A 26,065-nucleotide genomic window follows, 5' to 3' on the forward strand; every position below is an offset into this window, starting at 1 on the left:
CGCACCCCCCCGGCCCCCCACAGGATGTGGGGGGAGTGCCGACACTCCGGGCGCGCGAGGGTGCGCGCCCCGGCGAAAGATTTTGAGTAAACTGAGATAGGACTTTGACCACTTCACTGGTTGGAAATGCACAGAGGACAAGACGATGAACTTGCGTAGAACTTGGATCTGGCTGGTTGGACTATTTTGCATATTGCAGAGCGTGAGTGTCGCCCTTGCGGATGTGAACAAGCTCGCGGTGGACTTGAGCGATGCGTTCGAGCTGACGCCGGGCGCGAAACAGTCGATGATTGTGTATTTGGCGGACCGGGTGGACGTGGCCGCGCTGGATGCGGCGTTGTGCGCACAGCACCGCCCGCGCGTCGAGCACCATCGAATTGTCGTCAGCGAACTGCAGCGGACGGCGGAACGCAGTCAGGGACCCGTGCGGGACGTCTTGAATGAAATGCAGGCGGCGGGGGAGGTTGACGGATACAAGGCATTCTGGATTGTCAACGCGTTTGTGGTTTATGGGAGCGAGCAAGCGGCACAGGTGTTGACTGATCGCAGTGACGTGGACTATGTGGAACTGAACTTTGAAGTCGAGTTGATCGATCCGATCCGCGGTGAACCGCGGGAGTTGCTCGACAGCGATGCCAATACGCCGCCGATCGGAATCCGGGCCCTGAACGCTCCGCGAGTGTGGTACGAATTGGGCGTGACGGGCGCGGGTGCGCTGGTCGCGAATTGTGACACCGGAGTCGAAGGTGTGCATCCGGCGTTGAGCGGCCGCTGGCGCGGGAATTTCGCGCCGGCCGCGCAGTGCTGGCGTGCACCGGTCTCCGGGTCATCCACACCGGTGGACAATGATCAGCACGGCACGCATGTCATGGGAACGATTTGCGGCGCCACGAACGGTGGAACGGGCGACACGACGGGTGTGGCGCCGGGCGCGCTGTGGATCGCCGACGATGCGATCGGCGGCGGAACGGGAAGCGTATTCGATAACAATGTGATCGACGCTTATCAGTGGATGGCCGATCCGGACGGCAACATCAATACCGTCAACGATGTGCCGGACGTCTGTCAAAACAGTTGGGGAGTGAACGGCAGCTTTTCCGGCTACTCGGATTGTGACAACCGCTGGAATGCGGCGATACAAGGCTTGGAAGCGGCGACGTGCGTGGTGACGTTCTCGGCGGGCAATGAAGGGCCGAGTGCCGCTTCTCACCGCAGCCCGGCGAACGTGGCCATGGACAGCGTGACGTTCTTCTCGATCGGCGCGGCGGACCTGACGAGCGACACGCTCCAGCCCTATACAATGGCTAGTTTCTCCTCGCGCGGACCGTCCGATTGCAACGGGTCGATCAAACCGGAAGTGATCGCGCCGGGCGTGAGCGTGTATTCTTCGATTCCGGGCAGCACGTACTCCAGCGCGTTCAGCGGCACGTCGATGGCCGGGCCGCACGTGGCGGGTATTGTGGGACTTATGAGATCCGCGAATCCGGACGTCGATGTGCGGACGATTAAGTCGATCATCATGCGCACCGCACATGACCAGGACGCGGCGGGAAAAGATAATACGTCGGGCTGGGGGTTTGTCGATGCCTACGCGGCGGTGTTGCAAGTCATTTCCGGATACGGCCGGATCGCCGGCGTCATTCGTGACGAGAGCACGCTGAATCCGTTGCAGGCTCAGGTCGAAATCGTGGGCGGTGCGCAGTTGACGAACTCCAACGGCAGCGGCGCCTACGTGCTGGTCGTGCCGGGGGATTCGACCTACACCGTGCGTTATTCGCTTTACGGCTATGTATCGCAGGACGTGCAGCTGACCGTTGCCGCCAATGATACGACGGTGCACGATGTGCTGTTGCATCCGCGGCCGGTGGTGTACTTGTTGAACGAGAACTTCGATTCCGGCGCGCCGGGCTGGTCACACAGCGCGAGTGCCGGCTGGAGTGACCAGTGGCACGTCTCCACGGAGCGCGCGCAGAGCGCACCGAATTCGTACAAGTGCGGTGACCCGGGAACGGGAACGTACGGGGTGCGCGATGATGCACTCTTGGTCTCGCCGGTGATCCCGGCGCTGCCCGCGGAGGCGCGGTTGAGATTCTCGTATCAGATCGAATCGGAGCTGTCGGGCGCGTATCCGGATTCGGCTTATGACGGCGGAGTGCTGGAACTCTCGATGAACGGCGGTGCGTTCGCGGCACTCGCGCCAGTGGGCGGTTACCCGAAGACCTTCCGGATTCTCGCGGGCGGCGGTAATCCGGTGACGGGACCGCTGGCCGGGCGTCCGTGCTGGGCGGGAAGCCAGACCACGTGGAGAATCGTGGAGGTCGATTTGAGCGCGTACGTTGACCGGGATGTTCAGCTTCGTTGGAGATTCGGTTCTGATGCGGGAACCGGATTGGAAGGATGGTATGTCGATGACGTGGTCGTGTCGGCGTTTGGCCCGGAGACACTGGCGCCGGTGGCCAATCTCGTGGTGTCCGTTTCCGGCAACGATCTGAGACTGTTTTGGGAGAACGCGGGGAGCGCGGCGTATCGCATTTACAGCGACGTGAACTTGGACGGCGGGTACTTGACGTTCGTGGATCAAACCGCGGACACGACCTACACAGTGGTAAACGGCTGGAGCGCTCAGAATGAGTTGTTCTACATCGTGCGGTCGTGGAACGGAGTGAATCTGGGACCGCTGCCGCGCGGCGGCGTGCTCGCACGATGACGGCACCACTGCGCAGCATGCGCAGATCACGGCGGAGAATTCTTACAGGCATACCCATGAAGCTCGTTTGTACCATCGCGCTGGCGCTGGCGTGCATGACCTCGGTGTTCGCCGAGATACAGGGTCCGGCCGACGTGCGGCATCATTCGTTGATTCGCGTCTGGGGCAAGACCCCGGCGCACGAGAAGGCGATTTTCAAGAACGTGGGGCTCGATTTCATGCCGGGGCCGCAGCCGGGGAACGTGCAGATCGCGGCGTTCCCGGAGGACCTGACGTGGCTTGCCGAGCACGGCTATAACTGGGAGTTGATTCACACCGATCTCGAGGAGTTCTATGTCCGGCGGGCGCGGGATGAAGGCAATCTCGACCTCATGGGCGGCTACAGGACCTACGCCGAGATCGTCACGTTTCTGAATACGCTGCACGCGACGTATCCAACGATTACGACCGCGCCCATGGACATCGGGCGGTCGCTGGGGGATTCCGTACTGTGGGCGATGAAGATCAGCGACAATCCGGACGTGGATGAGAACGAGCCGGAGGTGTTCTACAACTCGCTGATTCACGCGCGGGAGCCGGCGGCGATGGAGGCCGTGCTGCTGTTCATGCAGAATCTCTGTCAGAACTACACCAATAACGTACAGCCGTGGCGGGACATGGTGGAGACGCGCGAGCTGTGGTTCGTGCCGTGCGTCAACCCGGACGGGTACGCCTACAATCAGAGCACGAACCCGAACGGCGGCGGAATGTGGCGCAAGAACCGCCGGAACAACGGGGACGGTTCTTACGGGATCGACCTCAACCGCAACTGGTCGTACCTGTGGGGGTACGATAACGTCGGTTCGTCGCCGACGCCGAATTCCGAGACCTACCGCGGTCCGTCACCGGCCTCGGAGCCGGAGACGCAAGTGATGTCTTCGTTCTTCAATGAGCGCAATTTCATCATCGCGATCAACAATCACACCTACTCGAATCTGTTGTTGAAGCCGTGGGGTACCAGCACGTATCAGGGCGGGTACACACCGGAAAATGCCACGTACGACGTGATCATCGATTCGATGCAGTATTTCATCCAGCAGAGCAGCGGCGAAGTGTTCGCGACCGGAACGGCCTGGGAGCTGCTGTACAATACGAACGGTGACTGCAATGACTGGTGCTACGGGGACATCTCCCAGCGCGCCAGAGTCTTCGGCGTGACGCCCGAGATCGGGACCAGCAGCGACGGGTTCTGGCCCGCGCCGAGCCGAATCCCCACCTTGACGACGGAGATGCAGACTGCTTACCTGTTTGTGGCGCGGCTTGCCGGCAGTCTGACCCCGCCGGATCAATGGATCAAGAAGACGACCCACCAGCAGACCGAACTGGGTGGCAACGGCAACGCAGTGGTCGATCCGGGCGAGCAATTCAGCCTTTCGGTAACCCTGAAGAATGAAGGCGCGCTGGACATTGACGGACTGGTCGGTACGTTATCAACGGCCGATCCGAACGTCACCGTGCTCACCAACTCGTCCACGTGGCCGACGCTGACTCCGGCGCAATCCAGTACGGGTGCCACCCTGTTTGTGATTCAAGTGAGTGGCGACGCGCCCAGTTCGTACGGGCTGACCTTTGACCTCACGCTGTCGGCCAGCACCGGTCTCGATACCGTTGTCAATGTCGGCGCGGTGATCGGTACTCCCGTGTTTGTGGACGACATGGAAGGCGGTACGAACGGCTGGACGACGGAGGGCACGGGCACACTTTGGCATCTCTCGACGCGACGCGCGGAATCGCCCTCGCATTCGTGGTACAGCGGCAACGAGGGCACCGGGCTCTACGACGACAACATGAATGCGAGTCTGGTCAGCCCCGCGGTCATCTTGAGCAACGGCTCCATGCTCAACTTCTGGCATTACTACAGCCTCGAAACCGATTATGACTACGGCTTCGTCGAGATCAACGCGGGCAACGGCTGGGAGGTGATCGGCGGGCCGTACAACGGATCGTCCGGTTGGACCTATGAGTCAATATCGTTGGTCGCATACCCGGCAGGCGCGACTGCGCAGATTCGGTTCCGGATGTACACCGATGCCGGTGTCACGCAGGAAGGCTGGTACGTTGATGACGTTCAGTTAGCGCCGCCGGGAAACATCATGGTCTCGCCACTGGCGCTGGATTTCGGCCTTTTGCCCGGCGAGATCGAAACGCAACCCGTCGTGGTACAGAATTCGGGCTTCAATGCAATCAGCTACAACACGGGCTTCGGCAGCGGAGCCACGCTGGATACGAGCGCGGCCGATGCGTACGGCTATCGGTGGCAAGATGCGAACGGCCCGTGCGGGCCGCCGTTTGAATGGTTGAACCTCTCCGCCGCGGGAGTGCAACTCACATTTGCGACGGGTGACCAGGTGCTGGGACCCTACGTGTTGCCGTTTGACTTCCCATTCTACGGCGAGATGTACAACCGGTTCTGGGTTTCGGCGAACGGCTGGATCAGTTTCGCCGACAGCGCGACAGCATTGGCGGTAAACGTCCCGTTGCCGGGCAGCACGGCTCCGGCGGCGGCAATTTTCGGCTGGTGGGATGATCTGAAACCACAATTAGCGGGAACGAATGTCCGCTACTGGAACAACGGAGTCGATTCCGCCGCGGTGTTGTATGAAAACGTGCGGGCCGGGACGGCGCCGAATCAAGGGACGTACAACTTCGAGATCCTGTTGACTCCCGGCGGCGAGTCCAAGGTGATCTTTGGCAGCATGGGGACTATTCGCCTGAACAGCGCGACGGTCGGAATTCAGAATGCCGCCAAGACGGTCGGCCTCATGGCCATCCACAATAATGCCACACCGGTGGGAGACAATCAGGTGCGGCGGTTTGCGATGGGTCCACGTTACGTCGATGTGTTACCCGTGGCGGGAACGCTGGCGGGCGGAGAAAGTGATACGCTCTACGTGCGTGTGGTCGGCGATCTGCTTTGCTCTGATCCGAGCCTGACTGCATTGCAGGTCCGCAGCAACGATCCGGATTCGCCGGTCATCACGATTGCCATCACTGCCGGCGGTGCGGCCGAGCCGGGGGTGCCGATCAACGTGACTGCACTGCGGATCGGGGATGACATCGAACTGCGGTGGGTGGCGAGCGCGGGGGCAACAGGATACCGCATCGAACGGGCGACAGAATTGGATGGCGTCTATACCCCGATCGATACCGTGATCGGCACGACGTACACCGATCTCGGCGCGGCGATCGGCGCGCAGCAGGCGTTCTATCACGTGATTGCAACCAACTGAGGTTGGTGTTGGGTTGGATGGCGCGTAGCAGAGGCACGGTGGTTGACCGTGCCTCTGCTTGCTTGTGGCGCAGAGTACCCGGGTGCCGGGTCCGGGGGCGGCACCCCGATCGGTGGCGACGGGGATATTGCGCGGGGAACGGGATTGGTCTCGCCCACCGAGGTGGGCGCTGCGGGGCGATGTTCCGGGTTCGCCCGGCGAGGCGGACGGTACGGGTTGGTGCATTGGATAAACAAACATGAAGGCAATGACACGAATTCTATGGGTGGCGGTGGCACTGGCGGGCAGTGCGGCTTCGCTGTACGCAGTGTCCGCGCGTCCGACGTGGTCGAAGAATTCCATGGTCAGCAGTGCGGACGGGATGGCAACCGAGGTCGGAGTGGCGGTTTTGCGGGACGGCGGCAATGCGATCGATGCGGCGGTGGCGACGGCACTGGCGCTCGGCGTAACTGAAAATTATGCGAGCGGTATCGGCGGCGGGTGCTTCATTCTGCTGCATACGGCTGACGGCAGGGACATCGCTATTGACGGAAGAGAGGTGGCACCGGCTGCCGCGACGCGCCTGATGTTTGTGCCGGCCGACACGAGCGCCGAAAGCGACCTCTCCGAGACGGGGCCTTTGGCGGCAGGCGTGCCGGGCGAATTGGCGGCCCTGAACTATGTGCTTACACAGTTCGGAACGAAGTCGTTGTCGGAACTGCTCGAGCCGGCGATCGCCCTCGCGGACACCGGATTCATCGCGAATGGTCGGTACGAACGGAATCTCGGGACGCAGGTGGAGCGCATGCGGCGGTTCGATGCGACGAGGCGGATCTTTCTGACCAACGAATCGACCGGAAAGAAGCTCGGCGAGCGAATTGTACAGACTGATTTGGCGCAAACACTTCGCCGGATTCAGACCGAAGGAGTGGACGCTTTTTATCGCGGGGAGATCGCTTCCGCGATCGCGGACTATTGCGCCGCCTCCGGCGGAATCATCACCCGGGATGACCTGCGCGAATACGAGCCAAAGCGATTAGACCCGGTCCGGGGCCGCTATCACGGTCTTGAGGTCGTCGCGATGCCTCCGCCAAGTTCCGGCGGGCTGCACGTCATTCAGATTCTAAACCTGTTGGAGCCGCTGCGGATCGACACGCTGGGCGCGGGTTCGGCGGCGGCGTACCATACGATTGCGGAGGCCTTCCAAATCGCCTTCGCCGATCGCGCTGAGTTTCTGGGCGACCCGCGCTTTACCAAAGTACCCTCCGTTGGTTTGGCGAGCAAAGACTATGCGGAGCAGCGGCGGACCGAAATGCCATTCGCCAGACATGTGCACTTGAGTGGTCCGGGCAATCCGTGGGCCTTCGACAGTACGGCCGAAAAGCATACGACGCATCTCTGCGTCGTGGACAAGTTCGGCAATGCGGTTTCGCTGACCGCGACGATCAACACCCCGTTCGGGAGCGCGGCGGTCGTGCCGGGGACGGGAATCCTTCTGAACAATCAAATGGATGATTTTGTGACGCGACCGGGGCGGCCAAACTATTTTGGACTGGTGGGGAATGCCGCCAATGAGGTTGAGCCGGACAAGACGCCGCTGTCATCGATGGCGCCGACGCTGCTGTTGAAGAACGGAAAAGTGTTCATGGCCATCGGCAGTCAGGGCGGACCGCGGATCATTACGTCGGTCGTGATGGCGATTGTCAATGTGATCGACTACGGAATGCAGCTGCAAGCCGCCGTGGATGTACCGCGAATCCATCAGCAATGGCTGCCCGACAAGCTGTTCGTCGAGCCGGAAGTGCCCCGCGATGTGCTCGTTGGACTGACCAACCGGGGGCATGTTGTGGATAACTCAAGTCGTTGGTCCACCGTCACTGCCATCATGGCTGACACAAGTCGTGGCGGCTGGTGGGGTGCCGCGGACAACCGGGCGGAAGGGCTGGCGAGAGGTGAATAGCCCATGCGAGAGGAAGAGTGCCTCACGAATGGCCTGAGCCGCCAGTTCGGAACTTAGCCAAGTTCAACAAAATCCGACTTCAACCGTTCGCTAAATGCTACGCGGTGGGTTGATTTGGTTTGCGGAATTCCGTATATTCAGGACAGATTTTACTGTTCATCTCCCCCCTTTACCGCCATGTCCAAAATTGGTAGCCGCATCAAGGAAGCGCGAAAGAAGGCCGGGTTCTCGCAGGAGACGCTGGCCGACAAGATTCATGTCAATCGCTCTTACCTCTCCCTCGTCGAGAACGGGAAATCCTCACCGACATTTGAGTTTCTCGACAAAGTCGCCTCCGGTTTGTCCCTGCAGGTTGAGGATCTCGTGCTCGGCCAGCAGATCTCCGATTTTGTGCTGACGCACCCGAGTGAGGCGCCCATGTACGAAGGATTGCGCGATTTCATGCAGGATCGAGAACAGATGCTCCTGATGAATCCGTCCGATGAGGAGATCAACATCCTGCGCGCCATTCGCGTCGATAAGCGATTCCGGCCTTCCAAGCGGTTCTTTATCGACGCCTTACTGGACTATCGCAAGGGCCGCATCGGACGGTAGCGGTGTCCCCCGACAGTTGACCGATCAGTCTCACATAGGATTTTCAGTTCCATGAAGTACACGACACGCAGCGACGACAAGGTTTACATCTTTGAACTCAAGGGTAAGGTGATGGGCGGGCCGGAATCGGCCAGCTTTCACGATGACTTGAAAAAGGCCGTCGCGGAGGGTCAGCGCAAGGTCATTCTGGACCTCGGCGAAGTCGAGTGGATGAATAGCTCCGGACTCGGACTATTGATTTCGGCCCTGAGCACGATGCGCAACGCGGGCGGCGAGCTGAAGCTGGCGCGGGTCACGGACAAGATCGAATCGCTGCTGGTCATCACCAAACTCAATTCGATTTTTGAAGTGCATGCGAATGTCGGTGCCGCGATGGCGAGCCTGAAGTAGCCCGCCCGCATGAGTACACCCGCCGTTCCGAGCGATAGTTCGCGCCGCGGCAGCGCCTTGCCGGCCGATCTGATCGAGCGGGTGGAAGCGCAGCTCGAAGAAGTCGCGGATCTCTCGCAGACGTTTGTGCAGTCCATGCGGGAAGGGAAGGCCGATCCGGCCCTGGCGGAAAAGTTCGTGACGGCCTCGAAGGAGGCCACCCGCAGCGGCGGCGTGCTGGAACTCTTGCGCGAGGCGGACCGCGAGCGGCAGGAGAATCAGACGCTCATGGAGATCGGGATGGCGTTCTCCAGCGCGCTCAGCATTGATGAACTTTTGCGGATGGTGCTGGATTCGCTGCAAAAGGTCGTGCGTTACGACGCGGCGGGAATCTTCCTCTATGATCGCGAGCTGGGACAGGTCGAAATCGACTTTGTGCGAGGCTACGAGGGCGCGGATCACGAACTGCTGCATCGCAAATTCCAGCAAGGGGTGAAGCTCGGCGAAGGCATCGTCGGTTCGGTGATCAAGAGCGGCAAGCCGATGCGCGTTCCGGACGTCAGCAAGTACCCGCCGTACATCGACGGGCGGCACGGCACGAAGTCCGAGATGGCGGTTCCGATTCTCGTGCGCAATGAGGTGATCGGCGCGCTGAATCTGGAGTCGGACGAAGTGGACGCGTTCAGCACGCGGGACGTCAATAGCCTGATCATCTTTGCCAGTCACGCGGGGCTGGCCGTGGAACGCGCGCGCGCCGACCGGCTGCGCATGCACGCGAAGCGGATCGAAGAAGAAATCGCGCTGGCGCGACGCATCCAGAGTTCCTTTCTGCCCAGCCAGCTGCCGAGTTTCCATCCCTACGACTTGGCCGGAATCAACGTGCCATCGAGCGAGGTTGGCGGCGACTACTATGACTTCATTCCGATAACGGACACCGATTTGGGGGTCGCCATCGGCGACGTCTCGGGACACGGAGCCGGGGCAGCACTGTTGATGGCCAGCTTTCGAGCCTGTCTGCGGATCGAGTCGCGCAACAATTTTGCCCTGCGGACCATCTTGTTAAAGGTGAATGACTTCATCTACGAGACGAATCCGCCGGATGCGTTTGTGACCGCGGTTTATGGTGTGCTGGATCGAAAGCATGACTACTTCAGCTATTCGAATGCGGGTCATAACTACCCGTTCATCCTGCGCAAGTCCGGCGAGCCGGAGTTTCTCGAAGTTGGGGGCACGTTGTTGGGGGCATTCCCGGACGTGGACTGGGAGGAAGCCCGGGTGCGAATCGAGCAGGGTGAGCTCCTGGTCCTGTACACAGATGGCGTGACCGAAGCGATGAACGCTCAGGGACGCGAATTCGGCGTCCCGTCGCTGGTGTCGTTGGTCAAAGCGAATCGCAAATTGCGCGCGCGGGACTTGGTCAAGCTGGTCATGGATACCGTTCTGGAGTATCGTTCGGACGATCAACCGCAGGATGACTTGACGATTTCGGTGATCAAGCATGTCTGACCCGGTCCGCACAGAGAACCTGATTATCCCGTCGCGGACCGACGAACTCGAGCGCGTGGATACGATCACCGAGCGCATCGGCAGCGAAATGGGGTTTGACGACGGCGCGCGCGCGGATCTGGGGATCTGCGTGACCGAAGCCGTGAACAATGCGATTGTGCATGCGCACCGGAATGACGAGGCGTTGATTGTCGAGGTGCGATTCACCTGCTATGCCGACGCGCTGAAGGTGTCGATCCGCGATCACGGACCGGGGTTCGACGTCGATGCGCTGCCGGATCCGACCGCACCCGAAAACCTGTTGAAGGATCATGGGCGAGGAGTCATGCTGATCCGGGCGCTGATGGATGAAGTCATGATTCACCGGCTCGCGGACGGAATGCTCGTCGAAATGGTCAAGAAACTCTGAGCGCAGCCATGGCGGAAAAGATCGCGATCTACCCGGGAACCTTCGATCCCATCACCAACGGTCACCTCGATGTTATCCGCCGCGCGGCGGATATTTTTGACCGTGTGATTGTGACCCTGGCCATCAACTCCAACAAGCAGCCGCTGTTCTCGCCGGCGGAACGGCGCGCGCAGATCGAACGGGCGACCCGCGAGATTGCGCGGGTCGAGGTGGCCGAGTGCGCGGGGCTGATCGTGAATTTCGCGCGCGAGCGCGGGGCCGTTGCCATCGTGCGCGGCGTGCGCGCCGTGTCTGATTTTGAATATGAGTTCCAAATGGCACTGACCAATCGAAAACTGGCGGAAAAGGTGAATACCGTGTTTCTGACGCCGCATGAAAAGTACGCTTACTTGAACAGCTCCATCGTCCGCGAGGTCGCCAGATTGGGCGGGGACATCAGCTGTTTTGTTCCGGAGGAAGTCGCGGTGGAATTGAAGCATAAGTTGGGCGGAGTCCAATGATGATACCGCGAATCGGAGTTGACCTGGAACCGGGAATTCAAATTGCGCGGACACTGACGGATCTGGACTTGCTGGACTGCGCTTACGGCGCGACGCGCGGCGGGGCGCGCGGCATCCTGGTTCCGATTTCGGCGTTTGTGGGTTCGCTGGCCTACTCCCCGGAGCTGTTTCATCGACCGGGGCTGCCGCTGTTTACGGTGCGGACCGAGGTGGATGATCTGGACCGCGTGCCCGGGCTGGGCTCGGCGCCGGACCGCATTCTCGTGACCGGCGACCGTGGACGCAGCCTGGGCGATCTGTCGCGGATCACGGACATGATCGCTCGCATCACGGCGTCGGGACAGGAATTCGCGGCGCTGGTTGACCCGGAGCCGGCGACCATCAAGGAAAGTTCGCGCGCGAAGGCACACTGGGTGTTCTTCAGCACCGAACCGGCCTTTCATGCGGCGTCGCTGGAGGCCGCGCAAGATGAGCTCGGCAGGATTACCTCGGCTGCCCTCGCGGCAAACAAGCTGGGTCTGCGGGTCGGGTTGTTCGGTCCGGTGGGGCGACAGCTGCCCGCGGCGTTTCGGGCCATTCCGTTTTGCGAAGAATTGTACCCGTCACCCGACGTATGGAGTCTGGCGCTGCGACTCGGCTGGGAAGGCGGGCTGCGCGAGTTCCGTGAACTGATGAGCTAAGGCGGAGCCCTTGCCCCGGCGAGCCATGGCATGGCTGATCATCATCGCCGGTACGATTGCGTGCCGCGCGCTGTACCTTGACGATGTGATCTACAACATCGATGAGGCGGAATATGCGGTGGCGGCGGATGGATTGAATCAGGGCTGGCTGCCCGGAGTTGATCTGCTGGGATCGACGAAGCCGCCCGGGATTGCGGTACTGTACAACCAGCTCTTCCAGCTCTTCGGGCGCTCGATGGCGCCACTGCGAATCGCGCAGCTATTACTGACGATTCTGGCCGGTTTGCTCACGGTCGAAATCGCCGCCGTGATCTGGGGACGATCGGCGATCGTGCCCACTGCTCTGTTCTACTGGATGGTCGCCAATGCGTTCAGCCTGCCGGAAGAGTTGCTCTCGCTCAGCGTGGAGACTCCCGGTCTGGTGTTCGCCATGTTCGCGGTCTGGCTGTGCCTGATCCGGCGATCACGATTTGCTCTGGTGATTTCAGGAATCAGTCTGGGGTTGGCACTGCTGTTTCGTCAGAGCTTTCTGCCGTTTGTACTGCCGATGGTACTCGCCATCGAGACGCGGCAGCAACAACGGCGGGCGGCGATCTGGATCGGGATCGGTGCGTTGCTCGTGTGGGGAACCGTGCTCGGGATTTACGCGACGCGCGGCGCGCTCAGCTGGTGCTGGGATTCGTGGGTGCGTTATCCGCTGACGTATTCCGGAGATTTGGGGATCGCGGGCTTTCTGAGTGCGTTTTTTCTTAACTTCCGTGATTTCGCGTTGCAAGCGCCCATCCCGCTGGCCGGAGCCGCGGCGGGAGTCTTCGCGCTGGCGGGAGACCGAAGTTTGCCGCGTCGCGCGTTCCTGCTGGCGTTGGCGTTGGCCTCGCTGATCGCGCTCAGCGCCGGGTCGCGATTCTACGGGCACTATTTCATTCAGACCTTCCCCGCGTTTGCTCTGCTATGCACCGCCGCCCTGATTTGGTTGTGGCGTCGCGGACTGCCGGCGAAGTCCGTCGTCGTGCTTGCGGTCGGGGTGGGAGTCTGGATGGCTGCCCAGCACTTCCCGAATTGGCGGACCCGTTTCCCGGGTGCGCCGCCGCGCGGGGTGTCGTTCTATGCGCTGGGCCGCGACCAGCTCGAGCTCAAACTCGGGGCGTTCGCGCGCGCGAACACGACACCCGAAGAGACGATTCTGGTGTGGGGCTACTGTCCGCAGATCTACTATCATGCGGAGCGGCTGCCGGGAGTGCGAGACTACCTGTGCCATTACCTCACCGGCTACTCGCCGTCAGCGTTCGATCCCTACGTGCAACGCGCACCACGCGAGCGCGGACATCCGCTGGCCGAAGAGATGTTCGTCGAGGACTTGGAGCGCAGGACCCCGAAGTATATCTTCGACCTCGTGCAGATCACGGACTACGAATTTACGTTTTACCACTACTCGTTGCGTGACTACGCGAAGTTGCGCGACTACTTGATCCGGAATTATGCTCCGGACCAGGCCATCGGGGATGCGCTGGTCTATCGCCGGCGGACCCCGGAAGACGATCGCGGACAACCCTGAGCCTTCGGTCGCGCGCAGCGAAGGCGGCCGGATCCGAGACTTTGCACCTGATGGGGAGAACCACATGAATGATCGTTTGCTGGATCGATTTCCGGAGATCGGAGAAATCACCGATGCCGATATGCGCAACAAGACCGTGGCCTGCGTGCTGGAGGCGTTGACACTGGGCGGATGGCAGGTGGATGATCTGGACCGGGTGCCGTTCACGCTCATGATTCCGAACAACCCGGTGAGCCTGCTGGCGCACTTGCGCGCGACCGTGCAATCCGCGCTGAAGATCGCCGACACGCTGGAACAGTTTTTTTCGCCGTACTATCGCATCGACCGCGATATACTGCGCTGCGGTGCAATTCTGCATGACATCGGCAAACTGATGGAATTCATGGAGACGGAAAAGCGCTTCGCCTACAGCAGCGCGGGCCGCTTGCTCAGCCATCCGGTAACGGGAGCCGCGCTGGCCATGAAGCATGGACTGCCGCTGGAAGTCGTGCACATTGTCGCGTATCACACGGGCGAGGACGCGGCGCGCTATCGCACCCCGGCGGCGATTGTCGTGCATCACTCGAGCCAGATCGTTTACGAACCTCTGAAAGACCTGTTGAACATCGCATGAAATTCCCGGCAGAACCGTTCCGGATCAAAGTCGTTGAGCGCATTCGTCAGACCACGCGCGATGAGCGCGAGAATCTGCTGCGCAAGGCGGGATTCAATGTTTTTATGCTTCCCTCGGAAGCGATTTATGTGGACTTGCTCACCGACAGCGGCACCGCGGCGATGAGTGATCAGCAGTGGGCGGGCCTGATGGTGGGGGATGAGAGCTACGCCGGTTCGCGCAGCTTCTTTCATTTTGAGGCAGCGGTGCGCGATGTCACTGGGTTTCCGTATGTGATTCCGACGCATCAGGGGCGAGTCGCGGAGAATCTGTTGTTTTCGACGATTTGTCGGCCGGGAACGGTGATTCCGAACAATACGCATTTCGATACGACCCGCGCGAACGTCGAAGCCAACGCCGGCGAGGCCGTTGACTTGCCGATCCCGGAGGCGCTCGAACCCGCGCAGGAGCATCCGTTTAAAGGCAACATGGACGTGGCAAAACTTGACGAATTGCTGACGGCCAGGAAAGCGGCGATTCCGTTAGTGACGATGACGGTCACCAACAACTCCGCCGGCGGGCAGCCGGTTTCGATGGAGAATATCCGCGAGACGTCACGCGTCTGCAAACGGCACGGAGTTCCGCTATTTCTCGACTGCGCGCGCTACGCGGAAAATTGCTGGTTTATCCACGAACGCGAACCGGGCTACCGCGGCAAGAATATCATCGAGATCGCGCGCGAGATGTTCAGCTATGCCGACGGCTGCTGGATGTCCGCGAAGAAGGACGCCCTCGTAAACATCGGCGGCTTCCTCGCGATGAAAGATGCCGGACTGGCGCAGCAACTTCAGCAGAAACTGATTCTGATCGAGGGCTTCCCGACGTATGGCGGGTTGGCCGGGCGCGATCTGGAGGGGTTAGCGATCGGGCTGTACGAAGGGCTCAACGAGGATTACCTGCATTACCGCACGGCGCAAGTTCAGTATCTCGGCGAGTCGATGATGGCCGCCGGGATTCCGATCGTGCGGCCGGTCGGCGGACATGCCGTGTTCATCGATGCTAAGAATTTCTGCGCGCACCTGCCGCAGAATCAGTTTCCGGGCGTGGCATTGACCGTCGCGCTCTATCGCGAGGCGGGAATCCGCGGCGTGGAAATCGGAACGCTGATGTTCGGGCACAAGGACAAGACAACGGGCGTGGAGGTCTTGCCGAAGCTCGATCTCGTGCGGCTGGCGATACCGCGGCGGGCCTATACGACCGCGCATATGACCTACGTGGCGGAGTCGGCGCAGAAGATCTATGAGCAGCGCGGGCAGTTGCGCGGTATGAAGTTGGTCTATGAGGCGCCGCGGCTGCGGCATTTCACGGCGAGAATGGAAGAACTCTGAGGTGAGAGGCCGCACGGTTGTCGTGACCGGTTGCTCCAGCGGAATCGGCCGCGCGACGGCCACGCTGTTCGCGGAGTCCGGGTTTGAGGTTGTCGCGACGGCGCGACGTCAAGTCGACCTGCAGGAACTTGCCGTGCACGAGCGCATCCATGTCACGGAGTGCGATGTCAGTGACGAAGACTCGGTGCGCGCGGCCATTGAGTTCGCCGTGAACCGGTGCGGTGGGATCGACGTGTTGATCAACAACGCGGGTTTTGCGCTGGTCGGACCGGTAGCGACGATCGCGTTGCAGGACGCCCAGCACCAACTTGATGTGAATACGCTGGGGCCGGTGCGGGTGACGCAGCACGCCTTGCCGCACTTGTTGAAGTCGGCGCAGCCGCGAGTCATTCAGATATCGTCGATCGGCGGACGAGTTTACATTCCGCTGGCCGGCTGGTACTCGGCATCGAAGTTTGCGCTGGAAGGCTTGAACGACGCGCTGCGGTTCGAACTCGAACCGCTGGGTGTGAAGGTGGTGTCGATCCTGCCCGGTCCGGTTCACACGCAGTTCCTGAGCAAACTGGTGTTCCCGGAGTTGCCGAAGGGCGCACCGGAATTGTATCGGCGATATCAGGCACACTACGGCCGGCGCCGCGACCGAAGACGACCGGGGGCGGTAAGCGCGGAGGCGGTCGCCCGGATCATTCTAAGCGCGGCGCTGAGCCCGCGACCGAAATCGCGCTATTTTGTTACCGCGCCCGCGAAACTCTTCAATGTGTCGCGCAAATTTCTGCCGGATCGGGTGTGGGACTATCTGACCAAACGAGCATACGGGTTCGACAAAGTTGAGCGCGAGTATTTCCGGCAACACGGTGATGGCTAAAGCGGTGTTCTTTGACTTTGACGGAGTGTTGATCGACTCGATGCCGGCCCATGTGCGGGCCTGGAAGCAGGTCACCGCCGAGCTGGGGATCGCGGTTGACGGACGGTATTTTGAGTTGCACGAAGGCGAGAAGCCCGAGTACACCGTGAAGCAGCTGCTGGCGGAGAAAGCGGTCGAACTGTCCGAGGACCAACAGCGCGAATTGATCGAACGAAAGCGACGGATTTACCGCGCCGATGCTCCGACCGGGTTGATTCCGAACGCGCGACGGCTGATCGACGCGCTGCGGCTGCGCGGGATCGAGTGCGATATCGTGACCGGGTCGATCCGCCGAAATCTGGAGGCGACCTTGAGTCGGAGTGAAATGGACTTGTTCACGCGGATTACGACGGCAGATGATTACGACCGGGGAAAGCCGTTTCCCGATCCGTACTTGACGGGCTGGAAACGCAGCGGCGTGGCGCAGGCGGAGTGTCTGGTGCTGGAAAATGCGCCGCTCGGAATCCGCTCCGCGCGTGCCGCGGGGTTGAAGACCATTGCAATTGTTACGACGCTTCCCGCGGAGGAGCTGCGGGAGGCCCACCACATCATCACCTCTCACGAGGAGCTACTGAACTATGTCTGACGTTAAAGCCGCGACGCTGAATTCGCAGACGCCAAACGTCATCACGATCGAACGGCATATTGTCGATCAGGAGCGGGAGAATCCTGAAGCGACGGGCCAACTGTCACGGCTGCTGTACCAGATCGCCTTTTCGGCTAAGGTCATCAGCCGCGAGGTCCGCCGCGCGGGCTTGCTGAATATTCTGGGATCGACCGGCAGGACGAATGTGCAGAACGAAGTCGTGCAGGTGCTCGACGAGATCGCGCATCGCACGGTCGAAGAGGCATTTGATCACTCCGGTGTGCTTTGTTGCATGACTTCCGAGGAGGTCGAGGACTTGATCCCGATTCCGCCGGAATTCGATCTGGGCAGATACACGCTGGCGTTTGACCCGCTGGACGGCTCATCAAATATTGATGCGAATGTGAATATCGGAACCATCTTCTCCGTGCACCGGAAGGTCTCGGCGGGGCGGGAGGGACGCGTCGAGGACCTGTTGCAGAAGGGGAAGAAGCAGGTCGTCGCGGGTTACGTAATGTATGGCTCGTCCACGATGATGGTGTACACGACCGGACGCGGAGTCTATGGCTTTACGCTGGATCCGACGGTCGGCGAATTCCTGCTCTCGCACCCGGACATCAAAGTGCCGCCGCGGGGCAGTCAATTCAGTTGCAATATGGGCAACTATAAGTACTGGAGCGAAGGCGTTCGCAAGTACGTTGATGACCTCACGCTGATCGACAAGGACCGGCGCCGGCCGTATTCCCTACGATATATCGGCTCGCTGGTCGCGGACATTCATCGGACGCTAATTTATGGCGGCATCTTCATGTATCCGATGGACCTGAAGGATCCGAAAAAGCCGTCGGGCAAGCTGCGGCTGCTCTACGAGGCGGCACCGATGGCGATGATCATGGAGCAGGCGGGCGGCGGGGCCACTGACGGCGTGAATCCGATTACGGAGATCAAGCCGACGGAATTGCACCAGCGCGTGCCGCTGATTATCGGTTCCAAAGACGAGGTCGACGAGGCCGCGGAGTACATCAGGAAGTACGGGTAAAGCGATTGGGCTTATATTAGCAGTTGCTTAGTTCGCGGGTCCGGTGACCCCCGAACGCGAAGGCAGCGGGCCGAGAGGCCCGCTGCTGCGTTTACGGAAACGGAATTCGTTGCTATGGAATCTCCCGCGCTCACAGGCTTAGCGTTGCGACTTCCAAGCGCGCCACTCACGGACCTCGTATGTTACGACCAGTTCGCTTTGAGGCTCGACGACGACCGGGAACTCGATTGTGTGGTCTGAAGTCTGGCGGTATTCAGCGGACGCGGCGAGAATCTTCCACCCCTGGTTGAACCGTTCTTGAATTACCATGTCAACCGCAGCTTCCCGGTCATTTGTTAGCCGGACTTCCCAACTGTCGTCGTGGCGCGAACCCAACCCCTTTTCGGATCGAAGTTGGTTGCGAACGGCGCTAAGACCTTCGGCACTCCCGACGCGGATGCGGAGTGGATCGTTCTTCGCAAGGGCAGCGGTTTGGTACTCGCTCACGTACTCGGAGACGCCGCCTTCGCGCGTGCGATAGATACTAACTGTACCGGCGGGCAGCGGCATTCCCAGACCGGCACTGTCCGTGTTGACCGTCGAGACATAGACTCCGATTCGCGAAGGGTTGTTCCAGTAGGTGTATTCGTAGTTTGTGCGTGTCTTGATCGGGCTGCTCTGAATCAGCGTGAATTCCTGCTCGACGCCTTCAGGCAGCGATGATTCAACGGGCAGTGTGAAGAGCTTCAGACCGAACAGCTCCTCAACAAAGGCACTGGGCGGAGCGAGCGGATCACGATAGGCCTGACCGTCAACCGAGACGAGAACTTCTTCGTCTCTGCCTCCCCGGACGTGTATCGCGCCCGCCGGGTCCGTTTTGAAGCCCGGCTGCCGGGACAACAAACCCTTAACAGTTTCGGTCGCTCGAGTCGCGAGCTGATCGGAGGAGATGCGGAGCCGTTTGGGCGGTGATTGCAGTTGTCCCGAAACGAGTGTGATCCGGACGTGATCGAAGGCGCGCCCGGTTGCATTCCAGATGCGAGCGGAACCACTGAATATCGCGACAGAGTCGCTTGCCGTGAGCTCCAGCGTGTAGCCGGCGCTCCAATCCAATCCTTGCAGCGAGTATTTCGCCTCGACGTCATGCGGACCAGCTTCCGCAGCGTTAAGCTTGCAGGTCAGTACGGGTTCAATCTGGTAGTCGAGCGGCTTTGTGGCATAGCGATATTCCACAACTTGAGTCTGGCGAAGCGTGCGAATCATGCCACCCGGCTGCTCAATCACGAATCGCGCGGAGGAGTCGGATTCGTTGCGCGATTCCGGCTGGCCGATGAGCAAGCCGCTGAAGGAGGAACCGTCGCGCAGTACGAACTCGACTTGTTTGCCCAGGCTTTGACCGAGCAGCAGGTCATCCGTCACCCTGTGGAACTGGAACATCTGCTCCGAGGCCGCGATGCCGTGCCCGGTGATGCGAACGGGTTCGTCAAGAATGAGTCGCGAGAGATTCTTGAAGCTCACTTGATTATCGCCGGCCGTCAGATCGAACGAACGGACATCGCGCACAACCGCATAGTTCTGATCGTAGATCGTAATCAGAAAATGATCGGCGGCAGAAGCCATGAGAGTGCTCGCGAGGAGCAGGACTAGGCAGGCAGCAGCGTTCATGATCGGACCCTCCGCTGGTGGTTTGAAGTTGCGTTAGACAAAAAGCACAAAGGGCTCCGATTCTTGGAATCGCAGCCCCGAGTCAAAGACCCTTACTGTAGTTCACTCGATGGACAGGCGGGCGGTTCCGCGTGGGGCGAAGACGCTCCGATTCCGGGCACGTGAAGCCGGCGGACACGTGCCTCGGCGGCGGAGGGAGAATTCTCCCTTGGAAAGGGGGACGGGTGCTCTCTTGATTGGCTATGAGCGTGGGATCGAGGTAGAGCGCAATTCCGGCAGGGAAGGAATCCCTGCTCGGCGAAGATCTCCCGAGTCCCCCCTAACCCCCCCCTCTGCTCGCGGAGAGGGACACGACCTGGAAATTATCTTCCCAATTCAGGGCGGTGTTTAGTGCGAATTCTTGAGCATCACGTCCATTATGTGGCCCAGACCGGTGCCCTGCAGAATAGTTTGTGACTACGTACTGTTTCCCGAGGTCGTGGGCTTTGGCGCGAAGATAAAGAAGGAGCCGAGCGAATGCGTCCGCAGAAACTCCGGCATCCGGAGAATACTTCACGCCAATGACCGGAGCTTCGGACGCAATCCCGGAAAGGTCCGCAAACGTCCCTGTGTTTCGTCCCGCGATGATAGATGCCATCGAGGTCCCATGACCAAAAGGGTCTTGCAATGCGGGAGGTGGGTTCTGCATTGCCTGATTGATCGCATCCTCATCATATTCCCATCCAAGTTCCAAGTTATTGAACGGCGGCAGGAGATTCGTACTCGAACTCGTGTAATCTAGGATCGCCCTGAACAGCGTACTGTGCTCGGTGCTACCGTCACGAAGTGCTTGATGCTGGATGTCAAATCCAGTGTCGATGATGCCGAAGATTACGTTTCCTTGTGTTGGCCACGGCACAGGGTACTGTTCATCCGCTTCTCCATCGTGGATATTCGGACGGCTCTGATCAAGCTGCGGCGTATCCTTCTTAATGACCGGATAGACAATCCTCAGTAGTCGCGTCGGCAACGAGTCCCACGGCAAGTCAATCGGCCAGTCCCCCATGTACATATAACATGGTTGGGTCCACGTCTGCAGTGAATCTATCCAATCCTTTGTCTCAAATGGACCAAAAATGGTGAAACGGAATCCAAAAGACGTCAGTAGCGACGTATCCGCGGGCGACTCCACGTATATGTTTCCACTGACCCACCTTATCCCGTCGTTGCCCGGCGCTTTGCGGATTCCTTCGTAGTTCGCCGGTGGCGGTCCAACGGATTTACGCGCCTCGCTGCCAAAATAGGTCGGATCGCGGGGAAGATCAACCTGTGTTTTCTTCACTGCAATCGAGTCCACGGCCTGCGGAGGCAGGGATTCGGGGTCGCCGCCGTGCGGACCAGCCAGCACCATCGTCAGTAGAAACAACGTCAGTGTGAGAACGCCTAATCCCACGACCTGACCTTTCCCGCGCAAACGCCCTCGACTGTTTCTCATGTTCCTACCTCTTCTCGATACGCCCGTTGCCGTTTAGGCGTGCGCACTGGTCTCAATGACGATCTCGCACGGGGCGATTGTTGTCTCGCATGTCCACTCGTTCGTCGAAATACGCACGTCTTGGATCCCCGGGCCAAGAATGTGTACTCCCGATGTCCACAATCGCTGACCAAAATTGATCAGGCTACGACGTCGGCGGGGTGAGTCGTTGGAGTGTCGCGAAGCAGGGATCGCATCATGCCGGGAAGCCTGATGATCGCGGCGATGAAAATGATGACCAGCACAGCGGCACCGACCCAATAGGGGGCTGACGGAGTGAAGCGCTGGAAGAGGTAGGTGCCGCAGGGCGGGCCGACGGTCCTTCCCAGAGCGCCGAGGCCCTGCGCGACCCCGAGCGTCGCGCCCTGTTTCGCTGCCGATGCGCTGCGCGAAATCAGCGACGATAACGCCGGATTCGAGAGCGCCGATCCCAGGGCATAAAGCGGCACGACCGCAACCATCTGCGCGACCGTCGTGACCAGTCCATTCAACAACAGACCAATCGCCATCAGCAATACACCGGCGAGCGCGAGATTGACTTCGCCGAACCGGCGAGTTAGCCGGCCCGTCATCAAGCCCTGCACAACCGCGGCAATGATCCCCACTTCGCCCAGCAATGCCCCTACGCCGAAGGCACCCAACCCGACACGATGCTCGCTGAATAGCGCGAAGGTCGATTCCATGTTGGAGAACGCGAAGACATGCATGAAGAAGATCACGAGTAGGAATGCGAGACGCGGATCACCAAACGTCTCCCGGAGGCGCGTGGGATTCAAATAGGATGGTGTGATGCGGCGGTTGTGCTCATGCAATGTTTCGGGAAGGCTGAACCAAGCCCAAATGAAGTTTGCCCCGGCCAAACCGGCGGCAATGATCGCAGGAAAGCCATAACCGTAGCGTGTGAGCAATCCGCCCATCGCCGGGCCGAAAATGAACCCAAGGCCGAACGCCGCTCCAATCAGGCCCATGCCCTTCGCGCGATCCTCAGGTGCAGTAGAATCGGCAATATAGGCCTGCGCGGTAGGCAGCGATGCGCTGGAGAAGATCCCGGCGATCGTTCGCGCGACGAACAGGAGCGTCAGGCTCTCCGCGAGGCCGAAGACCAGAAATGCCGCGCACGAGCCGACGAGACTCATGAGGATGATCGGTCTCCGACCGACACGGTCGGAGACTCGCCCCCAGAATGGCGCAAACAGGAACTGCATCAGGCTGTAGCTCATCGAGAGCAGCCCAATCGTCAAGGGAGAAGCCCCATAGCTTTCGGCGTAGAAGGGTAAGGCCGGAAGTACCAACCCGAAGCCGAGCAGGTCGATGAAGATCGTAATGAAGATGATCGAGAGGGGCGAGAGTCGGCGTATGGAGTTCATGAACGGAATGTACGAACTTCCCGCCACAATGTAAAGGCTGTCTGCTGCATGGTTTAGGTGGCACAGCGAGCTTCAAACCGTTGCAAATGTTGGGGATTCTACCTATATTTAAGGTTCCGCGAGAGTGGCGGAACTGGCAGACGCGCCAGACTTAGGATCTGGTGCCCGAAAGGGCTTGGGGGTTCGAGTCCCCCCTTTCGCACAGCTTAAATCGGAGCATTTTGTGGAATTACAAGTCGAAAAAGAGCAGACCAGTCCGGTCGAATACGTCCTGAAAGTGACGGTCCCGGCGGATACGGTAGCCGAACGGGTAGAATCGGCGATTGACACGATTGCCCGAAAGGCACAGATTCCGGGATTCCGGGTGGGAAAGGTGCCGCGCAGTGTGGTCGTTTCCAAGTACGGTTCGGCCGTCACGACGGAAACGGTGCAGGAACTGCTGCAAGAGGCATATCGCGCCGCCCTCGAGCAATCGGCACTCTTTCCGGTTACTCCGGGCCAGATGAGCGACATCCAGTTCGACAAAGGATCGCCATTGTCGTTCAAGGCCAAGGTCGAGGTTCTGCCCGAATTTGACCTGCCGGAGATGAGCGATATTTCCGTCGAGCGATTGGAGCCTGAGGCCGGTGACGAAGATGTGATGAACGCACTTGACAATCTCCGCGAAGCGAACGGTACGTTACTGCCCAGCGAATCTGGCGCGACAGAGGAGAGCACGATTACCGCGGATTTCCAGGAATTGGACGCGGGCGGCGTCCCGGTGATCGGTCGTGTGCAGCGGGACATCGAACTTGACCTGCGGCGGATCAATCTTGGCGAGGATTTTGCTTCCAAAGTCCAAGGGATTCAAGCCGGGCAGGCGTTCGTGGCGGAGATTCCCATACAAGGCGGCAAGGCGGAGCAGCCGAAATCAACCCGGATGCAAATCACCGTGAAGACGGTCAAGGAACGGGAGTTGCCCCCGCTGGACGACGACTTCGCCAGGACGATTAATCCGCAGGTGGAGTCGCTGGCTGCGCTGAGATCCGATTTGAAGAAGTTCATCGAGGCTCGCGCCGCGCATCGGGCGCGCGATGCGATGTACAAGCAGATCGTGGAAGCGCTGCTGCGCAAAGTGGAGTTTCCGGTTCCGCCGCGATTGGTCGAAGACTATCTGGATCGGGCCACGCACGACGCGGTGCACCACGCCGAGCACAAGCCGGGAGAGCAGGAGATCACGGAGTTCCGCGAGAAGCATCGTGGATCCGCGGTCTGGAACATGCGGTGGTACCTGATGCGCAACCGGCTGGTACAAGAGGAAAAACTCGACGTCCCGAAACTCGAACTCGATGCGGAAATCGAACGGTTGGCGCAGATCGAAGGCTATCCCGTCGACGAATTCAAGGACAACCTGAGCAAAGAACAGCGAGAGCACGTGCGCGAGGACATCCTCGAACGCAAAGTGTTTCAGTACCTGGAGGAGCAGGTGACCGTGGTGCCGCGCAAGCTGTCACTCGCCGAGTTCGAAGGCCGGACCCCGGGCCGAATCATCACACCCTGAACACGACAGTAGTTCCCGTCGCGGACCGGGCGTTCGCGACGACACACGATACTCATCATCCTGGAGACACAATCAGCATGACACTCGTTCCGATGGTCATTGAGCAGACGGGGCGCGGCGAACGCGCGTTCGACATCTATTCCCGGCTGCTCAAAGAACGGATCATATTTCTGGGCACCGCAATCGACGATCATATTGCCAGCCTGATCATCGCGCAGCTGCTGTTTCTCGCGGCGGAAGATCCGGAGAAAGACATCAGCTTGTACATCAACAGCCCGGGCGGCGTCGTGACCTCGGGATTGGCCATCTACGATACCATGCAGCACATCAAGCCTGACGTGGCGACGATTTGCATCGGTCAGGCCGCGTCGATGGGGGCGTTTCTGCTGGCCGCGGGCGCGGCGGGGAAACGCAGCGTACTGCCGAACTCGCGCATCATGATCCACCAACCGGCGGGCGGCGCACAGGGCCAGGCCAGCGACATCGACATTCAGGCGAAGGAAATCCTGAAGATCCGCGCGAGACTGAACGAGATTCTGGCGAAGCACTCGGGCCAGCCGATTGAGCGCATCGAAAAGGACACGGACCGCAACTATTTCATGTCCGCCGAGGAAGCCAAGGCCTACGGTCTCGTCGATGAGATCATCTTCCCGCGGGCCGTCAAAATGAAGGCAACGAGCTAATCTTGAGTACGGACCAATTCGAGCAATTCTGCTCGTTCTGCGGTCGCACCGAATCGCAGGTCGCGACCCTGATCAAGCACCACGAAGGGATCGCGATTTGCGATATGTGCGTGGAGCACGCCCATCAGATCGTCGCGCTGTCGCGCGGCAGCAAGAAATCGCTGCAACTCGACAAGTTCCCGACGCCGCGCGAACTCAAGCGCAAGCTGGACGACTATGTGATCGGCCAGGACGACGCCAAACGCAAGATCTGTGTCGCCGTGTACAATCACTACAAACGAATCGGACGCGACGATTTCGGCAGTGACGTTGAGTTAGAGAAGTCCAACATCCTCTTGATCGGGCCGACGGGTACCGGGAAGACGCTGCTGGCGCAGACGCTGGCGAGATTCCTGCAAGTGCCGTTCGCGATCGCCGATGCCACGACGCTGACGGAAGCGGGTTATGTTGGCGAGGATGTCGAGAACGTGCTGGTGCGACTGCTGCAAGCCGCCGATTACGACCTGGCGCGGGCGGAAATGGGGATCGTCTATATCGACGAAATCGACAAGATCGCGCGCAAGGATACGAACGTGTCGATCACGCGCGATGTGTCGGGTGAAGGTGTGCAGCAGGCGCTGCTGAAGATCCTGGAGGGCACGGTGGCCTCGCTGCCGCCGCAGGGCGGTCGGAAGCATCCCGAACAGAAGCTCGTCCAGATGAACACCAAGAGCATTCTGTTTATCTGCGGCGGGGCGTTCGAGGGGTTGGACAAGATCGTGGCCACACGCATTAACCGTCAGCAAATCGGTTTCGGCTCGGAAGCCGTCGGCACCTCCGAGCGTGGCAGGATTCTTGGGCAGGTCAGCTTCGAGGATCTGCACGGGTTCGGATTGATTCCGGAATTGATCGGCAGGCTGCCCGTCGTTTCCACGCTGGAGCCGCTGTCCGATGACGCGCTGATGCGAATTCTGACGGAACCACGCAACTCACTGGTCAAGCAGTTCGCTCGCTTGTTCGAGATGGAGGGCGTCAAATTGACCTTTGAGCCGGACGCGCTCAGCCGAATCATTGCGCTGGCGCAGAGTCGGAAGACGGGCGCGCGCGCGCTGCGCTCGATCGTCGAGGAGAGTCTGACCGACGTGTTATTTGACATTCCGAGTCGCAAGGATGTGGCCGAAGTGGTCGTGACCGCGAAGTCCATCGATCATTTGGAACCCGCGCGGCTGATTCCCGCCAAGAAGCGAAAGAGCGCTTGATTCACTGAACACCAGCGTGGGCGGCAACTACTCCATGAAAGGT

General features: G+C 60.1%; 21 protein-coding genes and 1 tRNA gene. 19 read left to right on the plus strand and 3 right to left on the minus strand.

The features are described 5' to 3' along the window. Nucleotides 1-145: 145 nt before the first annotated feature. The 15 genes from HZB60_01340 (at nucleotide 146) to fbp (ending at nucleotide 18,037) form a co-directional block, all read left to right on the plus strand. Complete coding sequence (locus tag HZB60_01340; GenBank protein MBI5058405.1) at nucleotides 146-2,707, plus strand: S8 family serine peptidase; 2,562 nt, start codon at nucleotides 146-148, stop codon at nucleotides 2,705-2,707. A gap of 56 nt (nucleotides 2,708-2,763) precedes the next feature. Next, nucleotides 2,764-5,976: an immune inhibitor A gene (locus HZB60_01345; protein ID MBI5058406.1), complete on the plus strand. Its 3,213-nt coding sequence runs from the start codon at nucleotides 2,764-2,766 to the stop codon at nucleotides 5,974-5,976. Nucleotides 5,977-6,214: 238 nt separating this feature from the next. Then, nucleotides 6,215-7,915 (plus strand): gamma-glutamyltransferase, encoded by a 1,701-nt coding sequence (gene ggt, locus HZB60_01350; protein MBI5058407.1) that lies wholly within the window; start codon nucleotides 6,215-6,217, stop codon nucleotides 7,913-7,915. 177 nt (nucleotides 7,916-8,092) lie between these two features. Beyond that, nucleotides 8,093-8,509: a helix-turn-helix transcriptional regulator gene (locus HZB60_01355; protein ID MBI5058408.1), complete on the plus strand. Its 417-nt coding sequence runs from the start codon at nucleotides 8,093-8,095 to the stop codon at nucleotides 8,507-8,509. Nucleotides 8,510-8,560: 51 nt separating this feature from the next. Further along, entirely contained in the window at nucleotides 8,561-8,899 is a 339-nt protein-coding gene (locus HZB60_01360) for an STAS domain-containing protein (GenBank protein ID MBI5058409.1), read from the plus strand. Between the two features lie 9 nt (nucleotides 8,900-8,908). Next, a complete protein-coding gene (locus HZB60_01365; protein MBI5058410.1) occupies nucleotides 8,909-10,384 on the plus strand; it encodes a SpoIIE family protein phosphatase in 1,476 nt (491 codons plus the stop codon). Then, nucleotides 10,377-10,793, plus strand: a complete 417-nt coding sequence (locus HZB60_01370; protein ID MBI5058411.1) for an ATP-binding protein — start codon at nucleotides 10,377-10,379, stop codon at nucleotides 10,791-10,793. The genes HZB60_01365 and HZB60_01370 overlap by 8 nt, the downstream gene beginning before the upstream one ends. 8 nt (nucleotides 10,794-10,801) lie before the next feature. Further along, nucleotides 10,802-11,293 (plus strand): pantetheine-phosphate adenylyltransferase, encoded by a 492-nt coding sequence (gene coaD, locus HZB60_01375; protein MBI5058412.1) that lies wholly within the window; start codon nucleotides 10,802-10,804, stop codon nucleotides 11,291-11,293. Then, entirely contained in the window at nucleotides 11,290-11,973 is a 684-nt protein-coding gene (locus tag HZB60_01380; GenBank protein ID MBI5058413.1) for a pyridoxine 5'-phosphate synthase, read from the plus strand. The genes coaD and HZB60_01380 overlap by 4 nt, the downstream gene beginning before the upstream one ends. Nucleotides 11,974-11,998: 25 nt before the next feature. Next, nucleotides 11,999-13,528 (plus strand): glycosyltransferase family 39 protein, encoded by a 1,530-nt coding sequence (locus tag HZB60_01385; protein ID MBI5058414.1) that lies wholly within the window; start codon nucleotides 11,999-12,001, stop codon nucleotides 13,526-13,528. Nucleotides 13,529-13,592: 64 nt separating this feature from the next. After that, nucleotides 13,593-14,141 carry an HD domain-containing protein gene (locus HZB60_01390; protein ID MBI5058415.1) on the plus strand — a complete coding sequence of 183 codons (549 nt, stop codon included), beginning with the start codon at nucleotides 13,593-13,595 and terminating at the stop codon, nucleotides 14,139-14,141. After that, nucleotides 14,138-15,508 (plus strand): tryptophanase, encoded by a 1,371-nt coding sequence (locus HZB60_01395; protein MBI5058416.1) that lies wholly within the window; start codon nucleotides 14,138-14,140, stop codon nucleotides 15,506-15,508. The genes HZB60_01390 and HZB60_01395 overlap by 4 nt, the downstream gene beginning before the upstream one ends. Nucleotide 15,509: 1 nt before the next feature. Further along, complete coding sequence (locus HZB60_01400; GenBank protein MBI5058417.1) at nucleotides 15,510-16,373, plus strand: SDR family oxidoreductase; 864 nt, start codon at nucleotides 15,510-15,512, stop codon at nucleotides 16,371-16,373. Further along, the gene (locus tag HZB60_01405; protein MBI5058418.1) at nucleotides 16,366-16,998 is read left to right on the plus strand and encodes an HAD family phosphatase; all 633 of its coding nucleotides are present in this window, start codon (nucleotides 16,366-16,368) and stop codon (nucleotides 16,996-16,998) included. Before HZB60_01400 ends, HZB60_01405 begins: the two co-directional genes overlap by 8 nt. Next, nucleotides 16,991-18,037, plus strand: coding sequence for a class 1 fructose-bisphosphatase (gene fbp, locus HZB60_01410; GenBank protein ID MBI5058419.1), 1,047 nt, complete (start codon nucleotides 16,991-16,993; stop codon nucleotides 18,035-18,037). Before HZB60_01405 ends, fbp begins: the two co-directional genes overlap by 8 nt. 138 nt (nucleotides 18,038-18,175) lie before the next feature. Here the strand turns inward: fbp and HZB60_01415 are convergent, their stop codons facing one another. The 3 genes from HZB60_01415 to HZB60_01425 form a co-directional block, all read right to left on the minus strand. Next, nucleotides 18,176-19,636, minus strand: coding sequence for a DUF4139 domain-containing protein (locus HZB60_01415; protein ID MBI5058420.1), 1,461 nt, complete (start codon nucleotides 19,634-19,636; stop codon nucleotides 18,176-18,178). Between the two features lie 364 nt (nucleotides 19,637-20,000). Further along, the gene (locus tag HZB60_01420) at nucleotides 20,001-21,071 is read right to left on the minus strand and encodes a S8 family serine peptidase (GenBank protein MBI5058421.1); all 1,071 of its coding nucleotides are present in this window, start codon (nucleotides 21,069-21,071) and stop codon (nucleotides 20,001-20,003) included. Nucleotides 21,072-21,334: 263 nt separating this feature from the next. After that, complete coding sequence (locus HZB60_01425) at nucleotides 21,335-22,561, minus strand: MFS transporter (GenBank protein MBI5058422.1); 1,227 nt, start codon at nucleotides 22,559-22,561, stop codon at nucleotides 21,335-21,337. Nucleotides 22,562-22,679: 118 nt separating this feature from the next. Here HZB60_01425 and HZB60_01430 point away from each other — a divergent pair. The 4 genes from HZB60_01430 (at nucleotide 22,680) to clpX (ending at nucleotide 26,022) form a co-directional block, all read left to right on the plus strand. Beyond that, nucleotides 22,680-22,763: transfer RNA gene (locus HZB60_01430), tRNA-Leu, on the plus strand. A 21-nt stretch (nucleotides 22,764-22,784) separates the two neighbouring features. Beyond that, nucleotides 22,785-24,101: a trigger factor gene (tig, locus tag HZB60_01435; protein ID MBI5058423.1), complete on the plus strand. Its 1,317-nt coding sequence runs from the start codon at nucleotides 22,785-22,787 to the stop codon at nucleotides 24,099-24,101. Nucleotides 24,102-24,178: 77 nt separating this feature from the next. Further along, on the plus strand, nucleotides 24,179-24,784 hold the full coding sequence (gene clpP / locus HZB60_01440; protein ID MBI5058424.1) for an ATP-dependent Clp endopeptidase proteolytic subunit ClpP: 606 nt from the start codon (nucleotides 24,179-24,181) through the stop codon (nucleotides 24,782-24,784). Then, nucleotides 24,784-26,022: an ATP-dependent Clp protease ATP-binding subunit ClpX gene (gene clpX, locus HZB60_01445; GenBank protein MBI5058425.1), complete on the plus strand. Its 1,239-nt coding sequence runs from the start codon at nucleotides 24,784-24,786 to the stop codon at nucleotides 26,020-26,022. Before clpP ends, clpX begins: the two co-directional genes overlap by 1 nt. Nucleotides 26,023-26,065: the final 43 nt, after the last annotated feature.

The organism is candidate division KSB1 bacterium (genome assembly GCA_016214895.1).
Taxonomy (GTDB): domain Bacteria; phylum Electryoneota; class RPQS01; order RPQS01; family RPQS01; genus JACRMR01.

Bases quoted from the DNA above. Each gene is read 5' to 3' on its own strand.
- HZB60_01385 (MBI5058414.1), top strand. From the start codon at position 11,999: ATGGCATGGCTGATCATCATCGCCGGTACGATTGCGTGCCGCGCGCTG.
- HZB60_01365 (MBI5058410.1), top strand. From the start codon at position 8,909: ATGAGTACACCCGCCGTTCCGAGCGATAGTTCGCGCCGCGGCAGCGCC.
- HZB60_01345 (MBI5058406.1), top strand. From the start codon at position 2,764: ATGAAGCTCGTTTGTACCATCGCGCTGGCGCTGGCGTGCATGACCTCG.
- coaD (MBI5058412.1), top strand. From the start codon at position 10,802: ATGGCGGAAAAGATCGCGATCTACCCGGGAACCTTCGATCCCATCACC.
- HZB60_01340 (MBI5058405.1), top strand. From the start codon at position 146: ATGAACTTGCGTAGAACTTGGATCTGGCTGGTTGGACTATTTTGCATA.
- HZB60_01395 (MBI5058416.1), top strand. From the start codon at position 14,138: ATGAAATTCCCGGCAGAACCGTTCCGGATCAAAGTCGTTGAGCGCATT.
- HZB60_01380 (MBI5058413.1), top strand. From the start codon at position 11,290: ATGATGATACCGCGAATCGGAGTTGACCTGGAACCGGGAATTCAAATT.
- ggt (MBI5058407.1), top strand. From the start codon at position 6,215: ATGAAGGCAATGACACGAATTCTATGGGTGGCGGTGGCACTGGCGGGC.
- HZB60_01390 (MBI5058415.1), top strand. From the start codon at position 13,593: ATGAATGATCGTTTGCTGGATCGATTTCCGGAGATCGGAGAAATCACC.
- HZB60_01420 (MBI5058421.1), bottom strand. From the start codon at position 21,071: ATGGTGCTGGCTGGTCCGCACGGCGGCGACCCCGAATCCCTGCCTCCG.
- HZB60_01355 (MBI5058408.1), top strand. From the start codon at position 8,093: ATGTCCAAAATTGGTAGCCGCATCAAGGAAGCGCGAAAGAAGGCCGGG.
- clpP (MBI5058424.1), top strand. From the start codon at position 24,179: ATGACACTCGTTCCGATGGTCATTGAGCAGACGGGGCGCGGCGAACGC.
- HZB60_01425 (MBI5058422.1), bottom strand. From the start codon at position 22,561: ATGAACTCCATACGCCGACTCTCGCCCCTCTCGATCATCTTCATTACG.
- HZB60_01370 (MBI5058411.1), top strand. From the start codon at position 10,377: ATGTCTGACCCGGTCCGCACAGAGAACCTGATTATCCCGTCGCGGACC.
- HZB60_01360 (MBI5058409.1), top strand. From the start codon at position 8,561: ATGAAGTACACGACACGCAGCGACGACAAGGTTTACATCTTTGAACTC.
- fbp (MBI5058419.1), top strand. From the start codon at position 16,991: ATGTCTGACGTTAAAGCCGCGACGCTGAATTCGCAGACGCCAAACGTC.
- HZB60_01415 (MBI5058420.1), bottom strand. From the start codon at position 19,636: ATGGCTTCTGCCGCCGATCATTTTCTGATTACGATCTACGATCAGAAC.
- HZB60_01405 (MBI5058418.1), top strand. From the start codon at position 16,366: ATGGCTAAAGCGGTGTTCTTTGACTTTGACGGAGTGTTGATCGACTCG.